This is a genomic window from Streptomyces sp. NPDC102279, from assembly GCF_044766365.1.
Taxonomy (GTDB): domain Bacteria; phylum Actinomycetota; class Actinomycetes; order Streptomycetales; family Streptomycetaceae; genus Streptomyces.
On record NZ_JBIWLU010000011.1, the window covers coordinates 359,696 to 375,504 of the forward strand.

Genomic DNA, 15,809 nt, shown 5'->3' on the forward strand with positions numbered 1-15,809 from the left:
GTGACCACTCTGACCAAGGAATCGGGCGCCGGCGTACCGGCGGACTCGGGTGCCTTCCTCTCGGTGCGTGACCTGTACGTCCGGTTCAAGACCGAGGACGGTGTCGTCAAGGCCGTCGACGGGCTCTCCTTCGACCTCGAACGGGGCAAGACCCTCGGCATCGTGGGGGAGTCGGGCTCCGGCAAGTCGGTCACCAACCTGACCGTCCTCGGCCTGCACAACCCGATGTTCACCACCATCGAGGGCGAGATCGTGCTCGACGGGCAGGAACTGATCACCGCCCGCGAGTCGGAGTTGGAGAAGGTGCGCGGCAACAAGGCCGCCATGATCTTCCAGGACCCGCTGACGGCGCTGTCCCCGTACTACACGGTGGGCCGGCAGATCGCCGAGCCGTTCATGAAGCACACCGGGGCGTCGAAGAAGGCCGCCTGGGACCGGGCCGTGGAGATGCTCGGCAAGGTCGGCATCCCGAACCCCAGGGAGCGGGCGAAGGACTACCCGCACCAGTTCTCCGGCGGTATGCGCCAGCGCGCGATGATCGCCATGGCGCTGGTCTGCGACCCCGACCTGCTGATCGCGGACGAGCCGACCACCGCCCTCGACGTGACCGTGCAGGCGCAGATCCTCGACCTCCTGAAGGACCTCCAGCAGGAGTTCGGCTCGGCGATCATCTTCATCACGCACGACCTGGGCGTCATCGCCGACATGGCCGACGACATCATGGTGATGTACGCGGGCGGGGCGGTGGAACGCGGCTCCGTGAGCGAGGTGCTCCGCTCACCCCAGCACCCCTACACCTGGGGCCTGTTGAACTCGATGCCGCGCCTCGACTCGGACCTCGGCGCGCCGCTGGCGCCCATCCCCGGCGCGCCCCCCTCCCTGCTGAGGCCGCCGTCCGGGTGCCGGTTCCACCCCCGGTGCACCTTCCGGGGCGAGGTGGGGGGCACACGCTGCGTGGACGAACTTCCGCTGCTGCCCGCGGGCCGGGGCGGCGCCTGCCACCTCACGGCCCAGCAGAAGCAGGCCATTTTCATCGAGCAGATCCAGCCCCGGCTGCGTTAGGGAGAACAGCATCATGAAGGAAGACGTCGCGAAGGACGTCCCGACGGGTGATGCCACGCTGCCCGCTCCGCGCACGGCCACGGACGGCGGTTCCGACGAGCCGCTGCTGGTGGTCGAGAAACTGGTCAAGCACTTCCCGGTCAAGGGCGGCTTCCCGATCCGGCGCACCATCGGCGCCGTGCAGGCCGTGGACGGGATCGACCTGACCGTGCACGTGGGCGAGAGCTTCGGCCTCGTCGGCGAGTCGGGCTGCGGGAAGTCGACGACGGGCCGGCTGATCACCCGGCTCCTCGAACCCACCGCCGGCCGGATCACCTACCGCGGCCAGGACATCAGCCACGCCAGCCGCAGACAGCTGGCGCCGGTCCGCTCCGAGATCCAGATGATCTTCCAGGACCCGTATTCGTCGCTGAACCCGCGGCAGACGGTCGGCAAGATCATCTCGGGTCCGATGGAGGTCAACGGGATCAACCCCAAGGGGGGCCGGGAGAAGCGGGTCCGCGAGCTGCTGGAGACGGTCGGTCTCAACCCCGAGCACTACAACCGCTTCCCGCACGAGTTCTCCGGCGGTCAGCGCCAGCGCATCGGTGTCGCCCGCGCGCTCGCCCTGGAGCCGAAGCTGATCGTCGCGGACGAACCGGTCTCCGCCCTGGACGTCTCCATCCAGGCGCAGGTCGTCAACCTCCTCCAGGAGGTCCAGAAGGAACTGGGGATCGCGTTCCTGTTCATCGCCCACGACCTCGCGGTGGTGCGGCACTTCTCGCAGCGCGTCGCCGTCATGTACCTCGGCAAGGTGATCGAGGTCGGCGACCGGGAATCGATCTACACCCGGCCCCGGCACCCCTACACACACGCCCTGCTGTCCGCGGTCCCCGAGGTCGAACTGGTCGGGACGGGCGAGGCCCGGCGCGAGCGGATCCGGCTGGCGGGCGACGTGCCGTCACCCATCTCCCCGCCCTCCGGCTGCCGTTTCCGCACCCGCTGCTGGAAGGCGCAGGACAAGTGCGCGTCGGAGGAGCCGCCGCTCGTCCAGCTGGGAGGCAACTCCGACGGCCACCTGACGGCCTGCCACTTCCCGGAGGAGCCGTCGGTCGCCGCGCGGGCGGAGGACATCATCCTCGACCCCGCGCTGGCCGCGCTGGAGCGGGACGACCAGGACGGCGCCGAGTAGCGCGACAGGGGGCACACGGAGCGGGACGCACCCCTCGTGGTGCGCGGGCGGGCCCGGCCTCACGGCCGGGCCCGCCCCTTCCTTCGTCTCAGCCGGCGCAGGCGACGGTGATGATCTCGGGGGAGTGGGGGGACAGCGGCTCCCGGCCCCAGTCCCCGTACTGCTCCCGCACGACGAACCCGGCGTCCCCGAGTAACCCGCGCAGCGCGTCCGCCCCGAGGAACCGCAGGGTGCTGCGACTGACCCGGGGCCGCTCCCAGTCCGGGTGCTCGAACGTCTCGCTGAACGTCACCCGGTCCCCGAGCACCGGTCCATCCACCCGGTGACTGACCCGTACGACGCCCCCGCATCCGTCACTCACCTCGCGCGCCCGGTCGGGCGTCCACGTCTCCCACGCCCGCGCGGCGGGATTGCGCGTCTCGAACACGAACCGGCCCCCGTCACCGAGAGCCTCCCGTACGGCGGCCAGGGCGGTGCCCACCTCGTCGTCGCCGAGAAGCACCTGGAACGCGTGCCCCGTCATCATCACGAGGTCGAACTCCCGCTCCCAGCGCACCGATCCGAGATCCCCGAGCACCCACTCGGCGGCGGCCCGCCGGCGCGCCTGCACCAGCATCGCCGCGGCGGGATCGAGCCCGCACAACCGCCCCCCGTGCCCGGCCTCCCGGGCCTTCGCCAACAGCCGCCCCGTCCCGCACCCGACATCGAGCACGGACCGCGCGGACATCACCAGGTCCAGATAGAAGTCGTCGCCGGCCCCCCATGGATTGAGCTGGTCGTACAGGGCGGCGAGCGACACGTCACTGAACGAACGATCAGCCATCGCAGCAGTCTCTCAGCCAACGGGTCCGTCCGAAACAGTGATCACCAAGGAATCCAGCGATCAACCAGGTGAAGATTTAGCAAGGTTGGAGTGGTGAAGCACCCGCCTTCGGATGGGCCCTGCTCTTTCCGGAGCGGCACCCGCACGCGGGCGGGGTCGGTCACTGTGCCGCGTATCTGGAGGACACCGACGGCTTCGAGGTCGAGCTGGTGGTGCGGGGGGTCAGCGGATGATCCGGCCGCGGAGCATGATGCGGGTGGGGTGGTGGAGGGTGAGCGGGGTCGTGCGGGGGTCCGTGGGGTAGACCGTGATGTCCGCCGGGGCGTTCTCGGTCAGGCCCGGGAGGCCGAGGAAGGCGCGGGCGGTCCAGCTGGCCGCGCCGACGGCCGCCCCGGCAGGAAGGCCTGCCCCGATGAGATGCCCGACCTCGGAGGCGACGTTGCCGTGGGGCGCCGAGTCCGTGCCCGCGAGAACGGTGACCCCGGCGTCGTGGGCCTCACGGACCCGGCGGATCATCGTGCGGTGCCCCTCGTGCCAGAGCCGGCCCCGGGAGTTGTCCTTGATCCGGGTGGCACTGCGCGCGAAGGCGGTGAGCGTCGGGACGTAGGCGCTGCCGTGCCCCGCCATCAGCTCCACGCACTCCTCCGGCATCCCCATGCCGTGCTCGATCGAGTCGACCCCGGCGCGGGCCGCGCCCAGGACGCCCGCGGCGGACTGACAGTGCGCCGCGACCCGCCCGCCGGCCGCGTGCACCCCCTCCACCACCGCCCGCAGCAGCTCGTACGGCACCGGCGGGGCCTCGAAGTCCCAGTCGCCCATCAGCTTGCACCAGCCGTCGTGCGCCTTCGCCTCGGCCACCGCCGCGGCGACCAGGTCGTCCGTCACCGTGTGGAACGCGGCGCTGCGGGAGAGCCCGGCCCAGGCCAGCCAGCGCCCCGCCGTGATCATCCGGGGCGAGCCGGGGTCCTCGCGCAGTCCCTCGGGGATCTCGTCCAGCAGCCCGGGAAAGCGCAGAGCCGTGACCCCCGCGTCCCGGTGCGCGGCGATCTGCTCGGCGAACACCTCGGGGTCGAAGTGCGCCTCGTCGGCGGCGGAGCCGCCGGGATGCGTGTGGACGTCGACGAGGCCGGGCAGCAGGAACCCGCCGTCGGCGACGGTCTCCGCGGGAACGGAGGGGCGCTGGAAGGTGATCCGGTCGCCGAGTGTCCAGAGGTCGCGGACGGCGCCGTCGGGCAGGACCGTTCCGCGCAGGTGGTAGGCCATGGCGCGACAGTCTGACCGGGGGCGCGGGAGCCCGGCAAGTGCGCTCGCCCGGCGCCCGGTTAATCGGTCGACATCGCCCGGCCCGACCGGGATGCTTCACCCCGATGACTTCGACTTCGCAGACACGTACGGACACGCCCGCGGCCTGGGACGAGCGCACCCAGCTGACCACCTTCCTCGACTACGCCCGCGCCACCGCCCGCGCCAAGTGCGAGGGACTCTCCGAGGAGGACGCCCGCAAGGCGCCGCTGCCCGGGTCCCCGCTGATGACCCTCAGCGGGGTCGTGAACCACCTGCGCTGGGTGGAGTACTCCTGGTTCCAGGTCGTCTTCCTCGGAGAGGAGGACGAGGGGCCCTGGACGGACGAGGAACCCGACCGCGAGATGAGCATGGCCGTCGGCATCCCGCTGGCCGAGATCCTCGACGCGTACGAGGAACAGAGCGCGCGATACCGCGAGTTGGTCGCCAAGCACGATCTCGACGCGAAGGCCGAGCGGACGATCCGCGACGGCCGGCACGTCGACCTCCGCTGGATCCTGCTCCACCTCGTGGAGGAGACGTCCCGCCACAACGGGCACATCGACATCCTGCGCGAACTGGCCGACGGCCGGACCGGGGACTAGATCATGGGAGAGACAGGGGCGTTGAACCCGACCATCCGCACCATCACCTTCGACTGCACCGGTGACCCGTACGATCTCGGGCTGTTCTGGAGCGAGTTGCTCGGCCGGCCGCTCGCCGACGACGACAAGCCGGGCGATCCCGAGGCGGTCATCACCGACGCGTCCGGCGGTCCGACCCTGCTGTTCGTCCACGTCGAGGAGGGCAAGACGGCCAAGAACCGCGTCCACCTCGACCTCCAGCCGCACGGTCGGACCCGCACCGCCGAGGTCGAGCGTGCCGTAGCCCTCGGCGCCCTCAGGATCGCCGACCACACCCGCCCGGACGGCGGCGGCTGGGTGGTCCTCGCGGATCCGGAGGGGAACGAGTTCTGCGTGGAGCGGGGGGAGCTGGGCTGAGGTCCGCTCCACGCCACCGGGAGGCCCACGGGGCCCCGGTCCGCGAAGAAGGCCCGCACCCTGGAGGGCGCGGGCCTTCGTTCCCCTGGAACACGACGTTCGTGGGCTCGGGTCAATGGGCCGGTGAAGGTCAGTTCCGAAAGGGGGCGGCTGACGAGTTGGGGTGTGTCAGACCGCCGCCTCGGGGTCCTTGGAGAAACGCGGGGCCGGCACGGTCTCCGCCGTCTCCGGGTAGTGGCACGCCGTCAGGTGACCGGCGTTGCTGCCCGAGATCTGCACCAGCGGCGGAGCCTCCGTCGCGCACTTGTCCGTGGCCTTCCAGCAGCGGGTGCGGAACCGGCAGCCCGACGGCGGGTTGAGCGGCGAGGGCACGTCACCCTTGAGCAGGATGCGCTCGCGGGCCGGGACGTCGTCCGCGGTCGCCTCGGGCACGGCCGACATCAGCGCGCGGGTGTACGGGTGACGCGGGTTGTCGTACAGGTCCTCGCGGTTGGCGATCTCGACGATCTTGCCGAGGTACATGACGGCGACGCGCTGCGAGAAGTGCCGCACGATCGCGAGGTCGTGGGCGATGAACAGGAACGCGATCCCCAGGTCCTTCTGCAGTTCCTGGAGGAGGTTGACGACCTGCGCCTGGATGGAGACGTCGAGCGCGGAGACCGGTTCGTCCGCGACGATCAGCTTCGGCTCCAGGGCGAGCGCGCGGGCGACACCGATGCGCTGGCGCTGGCCGCCGGAGAACTCGTGCGGGAAGCGGTTGTAGTGCTCGGGGTTGAGACCGACCGTCTCCAGGAGTTCGCGGACGCGGTTCTCCTGGCCGCCCTTCGGGTTGATCCCGTTGACCTCCATCGGACCCGAGATGATCTTGCCGACCGTCTGCCGCGGGTTCAGCGAGGCGTACGGGTCCTGGAAGATCATCTGGATCTCGGAGCGGATCGGCGCCAGCTGCTTGCGGTTGGCGTGCGTGATGTCCTGGCCGCGGTAGCTGATCCGGCCGCCGGTGGGCTCGAGGAGCCGGGTGATCAGCCGGCCCGTCGTCGACTTCCCGCAGCCCGACTCGCCGACCAGGCCGAGGCTCTCGCTCTCGGCCACCTGGAAGTCGAGACCGTCGACGGCCTGCACCGCGCCGATCTTCCGCTTGAAGGGGAAGCCGCCCATCACCGGGAAGTGCTTGGTCAGCCCGGTGACGTCCAGGAGGGGGTTCGTGTTGCTCATGATCGTGAAGTCCCGTCTCAGTTACGTCAGTGCGACCGTGTCGCGGCGAGGTCGGCGAAGTATTCCTGGCGCTGGTCCGCCGTGAGGTGGCAGGCGGCACCGCGCCCGTCCGTGACCTGGAGCAGCGGCTGCTCGGTGGAGCAGAGCGCGCCCTCGACCTTCTCCTTGAAGGTGCACCGCGGGTGGAAGCGGCAGCCGGACGGCGGGTTCAGCAGCGACGGCGGCGAACCGGGGATCGGCGACAGCGGTACGTCGACCGGTCCGTCCAGGCTCGGCATCGAGCCCAGCAGACCCCAGGTGTACGGGTGCTGCGGCGCCCGCAGCACCTCCTTCTTGGTCCCGCGCTCCACGCACCGGCCGCCGTACATCACGAGCACGTCGTCCGCGATGTCGGCGATGACACCGAGGTCGTGGGTGATGAAGATGATCGCGGTGCCGAACTCCTGCTGGAGGTCCTTGAGCAGGTCCATGATCTGCGCCTGCACGGTCACGTCGAGCGCGGTGGTCGGCTCGTCCGCGATGAGCAGCTCGGGGTCGCAGACCAGCGCCATGGCGATCATCGCGCGCTGGCGCATACCGCCGGAGAACTGGTGCGGGTAGTCGTCCACGCGCATGTCCGGCTGCGGGATGCCCACACGGCGCAGCATCTCGATCGCCCGGTCCCGGGCCTCCTTCTTGGAGGCACCGGTGTGCTTGCGGTACGTCTCGCCGATCTGCTTGCCGATGGTGTGGTACGGCGACAGCGAGGCCAGCGCGTCCTGGAAGATCATCGACATCTTGTTGCCGCGCAGCCGCTCCATCTCCCGCTCGGAGGCGGTCAGCAGCTCCTTGCCGTCGAGCAGGATCTCGCCGTCGATGGCGGTGCGGTCGCGGTCGTGCAGGCCGAGGATCGTCAGGTTCGTGACGGACTTGCCGGAGCCCGACTCGCCCACGATGCCGAGCGTCTTGCCCTTGGCCAGGTCGAAGGTGAGACCGTCGACGGCCTTGACGACGCCGTCTTCGGTGGAGAAGTGAACCTTCAGATCCCTGACGGACAGGAAGGGCTGCTGATCGGTGCTCGTCACGGGGACGCTCCTGAGGGGGGTGATGCCGGGGTTGCTGTCGGGGGCGGGGTGCCCGGGGTCAGGCGAGCCGGATCCGCGGGTCGATGAGGGCGTACACGGCGTCGACGATGATGTTGAAGAACACGATCGCGCCGGCGGAAAGGACGGTGACACCGAGCAGCATGGGCAGGTCGCTCTTGCTCACGGAGTCCACCGCGAGGCGGCCGATGCCCTGGATGCTGAAGACCGACTCGGTGATGATCGCGCCACCGATCAGGGTGCCCAGGTCGATGCCGAAGACCGTGACGATGGGGCCCATCGCACCGCGCCAGGCGAACCGGAAGAAGACGTTCGCACGGGAGAGGCCCTTGGCGCGGGCGGTGCGGACGTAGTCCTCACTGAGCTGCTCGACGAGCTGCGAGCGGGTCATACGCGTGTAGTTGGCGGTGAAGATGATCGCCAGCGTCAGCCACGGCAGCAGCATCCCGGAGAACCAGCTGACCGGGTCCTCGGTGAGCGGCGTGTACGAGGGCTGCGAGAACAGGTGCACCTTGGAGACCAGGAAGAACATCGCGACGTAGCCGACGAAGTAGATCTGGAGCGAGGAGCCGAAGAGCGAGGCGGAGCTGGCGAACTTGTCCAGGAACTTGCCCTGCTTGACGGCGGCCAGCATGCCCGCGCCGATACCGAAGATCAGGAAGACGACGGCCGCGCCGAACGCCAGGGAGAGGGTCGTCGGCAGGCGGTCCAGGATCGTGCCGAGGACCGGCTCGCGGTTGGCGAAGGAGTACCCGAGGCACGGGGCGTCGCAGTTGCCGAAGCTGCCGTAGTCACGGCCGACGAACACGCCCTTGAGCCAGTCCCAGTACTGCACCGGGATCGGGTGATCGATGCCCAGGTTGTGCCGGATCTGCGCGAGCATGTCGGGCGTGCAGTTCTTGCCGCAGGACATCATCGCCGGGTCACGCGGGATGGCGTAGAAGAGGCCGAAGGTGATGGCACTGATGATCAGCAGGATGACCAGTGCGCCGAGGACTCGGCGGATGAGAAAGCGGGACATGGGGGCGTGACTTTCCGGACGGGGCGCCGTCGCCGGGGGCGTGAAGGGGGGTGGGCCTGAGGGGGCGGCCGGGCGAACGGCCGCCCCCCTGGGTCGTACGGCTTACTTCATCGCGTAGAGCTTGGTGAGCGCGATGCAGGTGTTGCCGCTGTCGTAGATGACGTTTCCGACCTTGGATCCGTACATCCAGTTGCGGATCGAGTGGTAGTCCGGGACCACGGCGGAGGTCTCCATGATCTGGCGGTCCACGTCGCCCCAGGCCTTGTTCGCGGCCGCGGTGTCCGTGATCTTGGCGGCGGCGTCGATGGCCTTGTTGATGCTCGGGTCGTTCAGCTGGGCGTAGTTGCTGCGGCCGTCGCCGATGTTCTTGCCGCTCCAGCAGGGGTAGAAGACGGAGTAGCCGTTCGGCCAGTCCGGGCTCCAGCCCGCCGCGAACAGGTCGAAGTCGTTGTCGATCTTGCCGATCTGGGTGTAGAAGGTCGACTTGTCGATCTGCTTGTTGACGACCTGGAAGCCGGCGGCCTCCAGAGCGTTCTTGATCGCGACAGCCTGCTTCTGGGCGTTGTCCGACTGCTGGTAGGCGATGACCAGCTTCTGGCCGACCTTGCCGGCCTCCTTCAGGAGCGCCTTGGCCTTGGCCGCGTCGCCACCGGGCTTCTTGGTCACGCCGTACAGGTCGAACTTCTGGTAACCCGGGGTCACGGGCGAGAGGACCGTGGTGGCCAGCTCGCTGGTGGAGGCGCCACCGCGGATCGTCTGGAGCTGCTGGTGCGGCCAGGCCCAGTTGATGGCCTGACGGACCTTGACGTCCGTGATGCGGGTGGTGTTGATCGGCCAGTAGTAGGTGACCGTGTCGACCTCGGTGAGGACGCGCTTCTTCAGCTTGGCGTTGGTGAGCACCTGGGCGATGCGCTCGGCCGCGACCTCGTTGAAGATGGCCATCGCGTGCTGGTCCTTGCCGGAGTCCGCGATGAAGCGGTCCGTCGCGGCCAGGGGCTGGAAGCCGAACTGGAAGATGTACTGCTCCGGGTAGTTGTTCCGGATCGAGTCCGTCTTCGGGTCCCAGTGCTCGTTGCGCACGTAGGTGAGCGACTTGCCGATGCTACGGCTGCCGATCTTGTACGGGCCGGAGGAGAAGGGACGCTTGTCGTACTTCTCCTTCGTGTCGTGCTTCTTGCTCACCAGGCCGTAGCCGGGCATGGCGAGCGTGAAGTTGAAGTCGGCACGGGCCTCGTTCAGGTGGAACGTGATGGTCTTGCCGTCGACCTCGATGGAGTCGAGCTTCTTGCCGCTGTAGGGGCCCTTGTACTTGTCGCCGCCGACCAGGAACTGCTGGACGTAGCGGGGACCCTCGGTGACGAAGGAGGCGAAGAGGCGCTCGAAGGTGTGGCGGAGGTCGTCCCCGGAGATGTCCGAGCCGTCCTCCCACTTCACGCCGTCCTTCAGCGTGAAGGTCCAGGTCTTGCCGCCGTCCTTCGTGGTGCCGGCGTCCGTGGCGGCGTCGCCGACCAGCGTCGCGCCGCCCTTGTCGTCGATCTTGTAGCCGGTGAGGCCACGCAGGATCGGACGGGTGATGGCGCCCTCGGTCGAGACGTAGATCTGGGCCGGGTCCATGTGGTCCATGTCGAACTGGTCGAGCGAGTAGATCGTCCCGCCCTTGACCGCTCCCTGGACCTCCGGCGCGGGGCCGGTGGAGTCGGCCTTCGTGCCGACCAGGATCTCCTGGGTCTTGGAGCCGCTGACCGACGGGGCCTTGCGGCTCGACTTGTTGTCGCTGCCGCCGCCACAGGCCGTCAGCACGGACGACGAGGCCGCGACCACGCCGGTGGCGATCAGGAAGTTTCTACGGGAGAAAGACATGGAGAATCCTGCCTTATAGGGACGATCGAGACGGATGATCCGGCCGCACGACACTGAACCGGCCGGGTGGAGCTGTGGTGGCTACCGCTTGGACTTCGGGTCGAGCGCGTCGCGCACCGAATCGCCGAGCAGGTTGAAGGCGAGGACGAAGATCACCATGGACAGGCCCGGGAAGAGCATGAAGGTGAGGTCCTCGGTGTAGAACTGGGCGCCGCGCTGGATCATGACGCCCCAGTCCGGGGTCGGGTCGATGATGCCGACGCCGAGGAAGGCCAGGCCCGCCTCCGCGGTGACGTACGCCGGAAGCATCAGGGTGGACTGGATGATGATCGGAGTCCACAGGTTCGGCAGCAGTTCCTTGAACACGATCCGCCGCGAGGAGGCGCCGGTGACCTTGGCGGCCTCGATGTACTCGCGTTCACGCAGGCCGAGGACCTGGCCGCGCAGCAGACGCGCGATGGAGGCCCAGCCGAAGCCGGAGAGGACCACGATCAGGGAGATGGCCCGCAGCGAGGTGGGGATGTTGTCGTCGGGTGCGACGAACAGTCCGTAGACCACCGGCATGAAGGCGATGAAGAACAGGGTCGAGGGGAACGACAGCAGGATGTCGATGACCCGGCCGACGAAGTAGTCGGTGCGGCCGCCGAGGTAGCCCGCGGTGACACCGACGATCACGCCGACGATCGTGGTCACCAGGGTCGCCGCGACGGCGATGCCCAGGGAGGTGCGGATGCCGTAGAGCAGGAAGGTGAAGACGTCCCGGCCGAGCTGCGGCTCGATGCCGAACCAGAACTCCGAGCTCATCCCGCCGTTGGCGCCGGCCGGGTAGGAGAAGGCGTCGAGGAGTTCCGGACGGTCGCTCGCATAGGTCGTGTACGGGTTCTTCCCGTACAGCTTGGCTATGAGCGGGGCCAGAATCGCGATCGCAAAGAAAAAGATCACGATGTACGCGGATATGACACCGGTGCGGTCACGCTTGAACCGCTTCCAGGCGAGTCGTCCCGGGGAGCGACTCTCCGAGCCCTTGGGGTTCATGGACGAATCCGGGATCGATCCGATCTCGTCGGTCACCTCAAGCGATGCGGCCGCGGAAGGAGTGGGGAGTGTCATGGTGCTCCATGCCCGATGGGGTCAACGGCATCCGCAGGGCGCTCCCTACGGGCTACGCCGGACTTTTTCAACGCAATTCATGCAAGGTCAATAAAATCTCGGTCGCCTTGGGTTTCTCTTTACTTTCTTGACCTCCGCATGACCCAAGCGTAACTACGCGTGTAGCGCACTGTGGCCGTACTGTGTCCAGATTCGGACCAACTGCGCGAAACGGTCAATGAGTTCGATAACCGGACGGTGGAGTCTCGGAATGCGTACATGTGGTGCGCGCAAATGAACGGTTCCGCATCGAACCGCGCAGATCCATTGCGCGGATCTTCAAGATCCTTTGGCCGGACCTTCAAGATCCTTTACGTGATCCTCTGACGCCTCGTCCGGAGCGCCCCCTCCCGGATCGATGCCCGGCGATCCATCTGGACCACTTCGCCACCCGGAAGGGTGGAGTGAATGTGCGATACGGCTCATATGGACAGATATTGGGCCGTAAAGGCACGACGCACCGGAGCCGAACGCCCGACCCCGGCGCCGGCGGCACAGCGCACTCTTGAGGAGGCACTCCATGCGTGGAGCCACGCACGCCAGATGGGCCGCATGTGCGGTGGCGGTAGCCCTCGCGGCGACCGCCTGCGGGGGCGGAGGGAGTGACAGCGGCGGCGGCGACGGCTCCGGCACGGTCAGTGCCTCCTGGGGCGACCCGCAGAACCCGCTGGAACCCGCCAACACCAACGAGGTGCAGGGCGGCAAGGTCCTCGACATGATCTTCCGCGGGCTGAAGCGGTACAACGCCAAGACCGGCGCCGCCGAGGACATGCTCGCCGACAAGATCGACACCTCGGATTCGCAGAACTTCACGATCACGATCAAGGACGGCTGGAAGTTCAGCAACGGAGAGGCCGTCACCGCGCAGTCCTTCGTGGACGCCTGGAACTACGGCGCCAGCCTGAAGAACAACCAGAAGAACGCGTACTTCTTCGGGTACATCGACGGCTACGACAAGGTCCACCCCGACTCGGGCAGCCAGAGCACGGACACCCTCTCCGGGCTGAAGGTCACCGGCACGGACACCTTCACCGTCAAGCTCAACCAGAAGTTCTCGACCTTCCCGGACACCCTCGGCTACGCGGCCTACTCGCCGCTGCCCAAGGCGTTCTTCGACGACCACGCGGCCTGGGTGAAGAAGCCGGTCGGCAACGGCCCCTACACCATCGGCTCGTACACCAAGGGCTCGCAGATGTCCCTGGTGAAGTGGGACGACTACTCCGGTGACGACAAGGCCGCGAACGGCGGCGTCACCCTCAAGGTCTACACGGACAACAACACCGCCTACAACGACCTGCTGGCCGGCAACCTCGACCTCGTCGACGACGTGCCCGCCGCCCAGCTCAAGAACGCCAAGAACGACCTCAGCGGCCGGTACATCAACACCCCGGCCGGCATCATCCAGACGCTCGCCTTCCCGTTCTACGACGCGAAGTGGAACACCAGCGGCGCGAAGAAGGTCCGTCAGGGACTGTCCATGGCGATCGACCGCCAGCAGATCACCGACACGATCTTCCAGAAGACCCGCACCCCCGCCAGCGACTGGACCTCGCCGGTGCTCGGCGAGAAGGGCGGCTTCCAGAAGGGCCTGTGCGGCGACTCCTGCGACTACAACCCGACCGAGGCCAAGAAGCTGGTCCAGGAGGGCGGCGGCCTGCCCGGCGGCCAGGTCAAGATCAGCTACAACGCGGACACCGGCTCCCACAAGGAATGGGTCGACGCCGTCTGCAACTCCATCAACAACGCCCTCGGCAACGACAAGGCGTGCGTCGGCAACCCGATCGGAACCTTCGCCGACTTCCGCAACCAGATCGGGCAGCACAAGATGCCCGGTCCGTTCCGGGCCGGCTGGCAGATGGACTACCCGCTGATCCAGAACTTCCTCCAGCCGCTGTACTACACGAACGCCTCCTCCAACGACGGCCAGTGGACCAACAAGGACTTCGACAAGCTCGTCAACCAGGCGAACGCGGAGACCGACACCGGCAAGGCCGTCAAGCTCTTCCAGCAGGCCGAGGGCGTCGTGCGGGACAACATGGCCGCCATCCCGCTCTGGTACCAGAACGGCAGCGCCGGCTACTCGGACAAGGTCTCGAACGTGGCCCTGAACCAGTTCAGCGTCCCGGTCTACAACGAGATCACCGTCAACTGAGCCGCCCGGGGCGGGCCCGCCGCGCGGGCCCGCCCCACTACCTCCGGAGCACTCATGGGACGGTACGTCGTCCGGCGTCTGCTGCAGATGATCCCGGTCTTCATCGGCGCCACACTGCTCATCTTCCTGATGGTCAACGTGATGGGCGACCCCATCGCGGGCCTGTGCGGTGACCGGCAGTGCGACCCCGCCACGGCCGCCCAGCTGCGCAAGGACTTCGGTCTCGACAAGCCCCTGTGGCAGCAGTACCTCACCTACCTCGGCAACATCTTCACCGGTGACTTCGGCACCGCGTTCAACGGACAGCCGGTCACCGAGCTGCTGGGATCCGCCTTCCCGATCACCATCCGGCTGACGATCGTCGCCATCTTCTTCGAGATCGTCATCGGCATCACGCTCGGTGTCGTCACCGGTCTGCGCCGCGGCCGGCCCGTCGACACCCTGGTCCTGCTGCTCACCCTCGTCGTCATCTCGGTGCCGGTCTTCGTCACCGGTCTGGTGCTCCAGCTCCTGCTCGGCGTCGAGTGGCACTGGATCGAACCATCGGTGTCCACCGACGCCACGTTCAGCGAGCTGATCGTGCCGGGTCTGGTGCTGGCCTCGGTCTCCCTCGCCTACGTGACCCGGCTGACCCGGACCTCCATCGCGGAGAACAGGCGGTCCGACTACGTCCGTACGGCCGTCGCCAAGGGCCTGCCACGGCGCCGGGTGACCATCCGGCACCTGCTGCGCAACTCGCTCATCCCCGTGGTCACCTTCATCGGCACCGACATCGGCGCGCTGATGGGCGGCGCGATCGTCACCGAGCGAATCTTCAACATCCACGGTGTCGGCTACCAGCTCTACCAGGGGATCGTGCGTCAGAACACCCAGACCGTAGTCGGCTTCGTGACGATCCTCGTCCTGATCTTCCTGGTCGCCAACCTCCTCGTCGACCTCCTGTACGCCGTACTCGACCCGAGGATCCGCTATGCCTGAGCAGCCGCCGTACGAGGAAGAGCCGCACCACGGCCCCGAAGGCCCGCCGCCGGAGGACCTCGCCATCGCCCCGACCGGCTTCGGCGGCCCGATGGATCTCGGGTCGAGCGAGGCGGAGACGCTGGAGAGGACCCCGGGCGGCCCGGAGGGCACGGGGCCGAGGGAGAAGCCGCGGTCCCTGTGGTCCGACGCCTGGCACGACCTGCGCCGCAACCCGGTCTTCATCATCTCCGGACTCGTCATCGTCTTCCTGGTCGTCATCTCGATCTGGCCCTCGCTGATCACCTCCCAGAGCCCGCTCCAGTGCAATCTCGCCAAGGCCCAGGAGGGATCCCAGCCCGGACACCCCTTCGGCTACGACGGACAGGGCTGCGACGTCTACACACGGACCGTGTACGGCACCCGGGTCTCGATCAGCGTGGGTGTGCTCGCCACGCTCGGGGTCGCGCTCCTCGGCTCGCTTCTGGGCGGCCTCGCCGGCTTCTACGGCGGAGTGAGCGACTCGATCCTGTCCCGGATCACCGACATCTTCTTCGCGATCCCCGTCGTCCTCGGCGGCCTGGTCCTGCTGTCGGTGGTGACCAGCAACACGATCTGGCCGGTCGTCGGGTTCATGGTGCTGCTCGGCTGGCCGCAGATCTCCCGGATCGCCCGCGGCTCCGTCATCACCACCAAGCAGAACGACTACGTCCAGGCGGCCCGCGCCCTCGGCGCCTCCAACTCCCGGCTGATGCTGCGGCACATCACCCCGAACGCGGTCGCCCCCGTCATCGTCGTGGCGACCATCGCGCTCGGTACGTACATCTCCCTGGAGGCGACCCTGTCCTACCTGGGCGTCGGTCTGAAGCCCCCCACGGTCAGCTGGGGGATCGACATCTCCTCGGCCTCCGCGTACATCCGCCAGGCCCCGCACATGCTGCTGTGGCCGGCCGGCGCCCTCGCGATCACCGTGCTCGCGTTCATCATGCTCGGCGACGCGGTGCGCGACGCCCTCGACCCGAAGCTGAGGTGACC

Annotated in this window: 14 protein-coding genes; 7 read left to right on the top strand and 7 right to left on the bottom strand. The window is 68.1% G+C overall.

The window, feature by feature from the left end; all coding sequences use genetic code 11:
* Both ACIRQH_RS28755 and ACIRQH_RS28760 read left to right on the top strand, forming a co-directional pair.
* The gene (locus ACIRQH_RS28755) at positions 1-1,062 is read left to right on the top strand and encodes an ABC transporter ATP-binding protein (protein WP_358822639.1); all 1,062 of its coding nucleotides are present in this window, start codon (positions 1-3) and stop codon (positions 1,060-1,062) included.
* A gap of 13 nt (positions 1,063-1,075) precedes the next feature.
* Positions 1,076-2,233, top strand: coding sequence for an ABC transporter ATP-binding protein (locus ACIRQH_RS28760; RefSeq protein WP_404227519.1), 1,158 nt, complete (start codon positions 1,076-1,078; stop codon positions 2,231-2,233).
* A gap of 88 nt (positions 2,234-2,321) precedes the next feature.
* Here ACIRQH_RS28760 and ACIRQH_RS28765 read toward each other — a convergent pair whose 3' ends face one another.
* Together ACIRQH_RS28765 and ACIRQH_RS28770 are read right to left on the bottom strand one after the other, a co-directional pair.
* The gene (locus tag ACIRQH_RS28765; RefSeq protein WP_358822613.1) at positions 2,322-3,056 is read right to left on the bottom strand and encodes a methyltransferase domain-containing protein; all 735 of its coding nucleotides are present in this window, start codon (positions 3,054-3,056) and stop codon (positions 2,322-2,324) included.
* A gap of 222 nt (positions 3,057-3,278) precedes the next feature.
* Positions 3,279-4,319: an amidohydrolase family protein gene (locus ACIRQH_RS28770; protein ID WP_388866994.1), complete on the bottom strand. Its 1,041-nt coding sequence runs from the start codon at positions 4,317-4,319 to the stop codon at positions 3,279-3,281.
* A gap of 104 nt (positions 4,320-4,423) precedes the next feature.
* Between ACIRQH_RS28770 and ACIRQH_RS28775 the strand changes: the two genes are divergently transcribed.
* Complete coding sequence (locus ACIRQH_RS28775) at positions 4,424-4,942, top strand: DinB family protein (RefSeq protein ID WP_358822610.1); 519 nt, start codon at positions 4,424-4,426, stop codon at positions 4,940-4,942.
* Positions 4,943-4,945: 3 nt separating this feature from the next.
* Entirely contained in the window at positions 4,946-5,338 is a 393-nt protein-coding gene (locus ACIRQH_RS28780; protein WP_358822609.1) for a VOC family protein, read from the top strand.
* 168 nt (positions 5,339-5,506) lie between these two features.
* On the opposite strand, the gene ACIRQH_RS28785 is transcribed toward ACIRQH_RS28780, so the two are convergent.
* The 5 genes from ACIRQH_RS28785 to ACIRQH_RS28805 form a co-directional block, all read right to left on the bottom strand.
* Positions 5,507-6,553: an ABC transporter ATP-binding protein gene (locus ACIRQH_RS28785; protein WP_388866990.1), complete on the bottom strand. Its 1,047-nt coding sequence runs from the start codon at positions 6,551-6,553 to the stop codon at positions 5,507-5,509.
* Between the two features lie 26 nt (positions 6,554-6,579).
* Entirely contained in the window at positions 6,580-7,617 is a 1,038-nt protein-coding gene (locus tag ACIRQH_RS28790; RefSeq protein WP_358822607.1) for an ABC transporter ATP-binding protein, read from the bottom strand.
* A gap of 58 nt (positions 7,618-7,675) precedes the next feature.
* On the bottom strand, positions 7,676-8,656 hold the full coding sequence (locus ACIRQH_RS28795) for an ABC transporter permease (protein ID WP_358822606.1): 981 nt from the start codon (positions 8,654-8,656) through the stop codon (positions 7,676-7,678).
* Between the two features lie 102 nt (positions 8,657-8,758).
* Positions 8,759-10,516 carry an ABC transporter substrate-binding protein gene (locus tag ACIRQH_RS28800; RefSeq protein WP_388866986.1) on the bottom strand — a complete coding sequence of 586 codons (1,758 nt, stop codon included), beginning with the start codon at positions 10,514-10,516 and terminating at the stop codon, positions 8,759-8,761.
* Positions 10,517-10,597: 81 nt separating this feature from the next.
* Positions 10,598-11,626, bottom strand: coding sequence for an ABC transporter permease (locus tag ACIRQH_RS28805; RefSeq protein WP_358822604.1), 1,029 nt, complete (start codon positions 11,624-11,626; stop codon positions 10,598-10,600).
* Positions 11,627-12,185: 559 nt separating this feature from the next.
* Here ACIRQH_RS28805 and ACIRQH_RS28810 point away from each other — a divergent pair.
* The 3 genes from ACIRQH_RS28810 to ACIRQH_RS28820 are packed head-to-tail and all read left to right on the top strand — an operon-like array spanning position 12,186 to position 15,807.
* Positions 12,186-13,817 (top strand): ABC transporter substrate-binding protein, encoded by a 1,632-nt coding sequence (locus tag ACIRQH_RS28810; RefSeq protein WP_388866982.1) that lies wholly within the window; start codon positions 12,186-12,188, stop codon positions 13,815-13,817.
* Positions 13,818-13,871: 54 nt separating this feature from the next.
* Positions 13,872-14,795, top strand: coding sequence for an ABC transporter permease (locus tag ACIRQH_RS28815; protein WP_358815567.1), 924 nt, complete (start codon positions 13,872-13,874; stop codon positions 14,793-14,795).
* On the top strand, positions 14,788-15,807 hold the full coding sequence (locus ACIRQH_RS28820; protein ID WP_388866979.1) for an ABC transporter permease: 1,020 nt from the start codon (positions 14,788-14,790) through the stop codon (positions 15,805-15,807). The genes ACIRQH_RS28815 and ACIRQH_RS28820 overlap by 8 nt, the downstream gene beginning before the upstream one ends.
* Positions 15,808-15,809: the final 2 nt, after the last annotated feature.

Bases quoted from the DNA above. Each gene is read 5' to 3' on its own strand.
- ACIRQH_RS28760 (WP_404227519.1), top strand. From the start codon at position 1,076: ATGAAGGAAGACGTCGCGAAGGACGTCCCGACGGGTGATGCCACGCTG.
- ACIRQH_RS28765 (WP_358822613.1), bottom strand. From the start codon at position 3,056: ATGGCTGATCGTTCGTTCAGTGACGTGTCGCTCGCCGCCCTGTACGAC.
- ACIRQH_RS28770 (WP_388866994.1), bottom strand. From the start codon at position 4,319: ATGGCCTACCACCTGCGCGGAACGGTCCTGCCCGACGGCGCCGTCCGC.
- ACIRQH_RS28775 (WP_358822610.1), top strand. From the start codon at position 4,424: ATGACTTCGACTTCGCAGACACGTACGGACACGCCCGCGGCCTGGGAC.
- ACIRQH_RS28780 (WP_358822609.1), top strand. From the start codon at position 4,946: ATGGGAGAGACAGGGGCGTTGAACCCGACCATCCGCACCATCACCTTC.
- ACIRQH_RS28785 (WP_388866990.1), bottom strand. From the start codon at position 6,553: ATGAGCAACACGAACCCCCTCCTGGACGTCACCGGGCTGACCAAGCAC.
- ACIRQH_RS28795 (WP_358822606.1), bottom strand. From the start codon at position 8,656: ATGTCCCGCTTTCTCATCCGCCGAGTCCTCGGCGCACTGGTCATCCTG.
- ACIRQH_RS28800 (WP_388866986.1), bottom strand. From the start codon at position 10,516: ATGTCTTTCTCCCGTAGAAACTTCCTGATCGCCACCGGCGTGGTCGCG.
- ACIRQH_RS28805 (WP_358822604.1), bottom strand. From the start codon at position 11,626: ATGACACTCCCCACTCCTTCCGCGGCCGCATCGCTTGAGGTGACCGAC.
- ACIRQH_RS28810 (WP_388866982.1), top strand. From the start codon at position 12,186: ATGCGTGGAGCCACGCACGCCAGATGGGCCGCATGTGCGGTGGCGGTA.
- ACIRQH_RS28815 (WP_358815567.1), top strand. From the start codon at position 13,872: ATGGGACGGTACGTCGTCCGGCGTCTGCTGCAGATGATCCCGGTCTTC.
- ACIRQH_RS28820 (WP_388866979.1), top strand. From the start codon at position 14,788: ATGCCTGAGCAGCCGCCGTACGAGGAAGAGCCGCACCACGGCCCCGAA.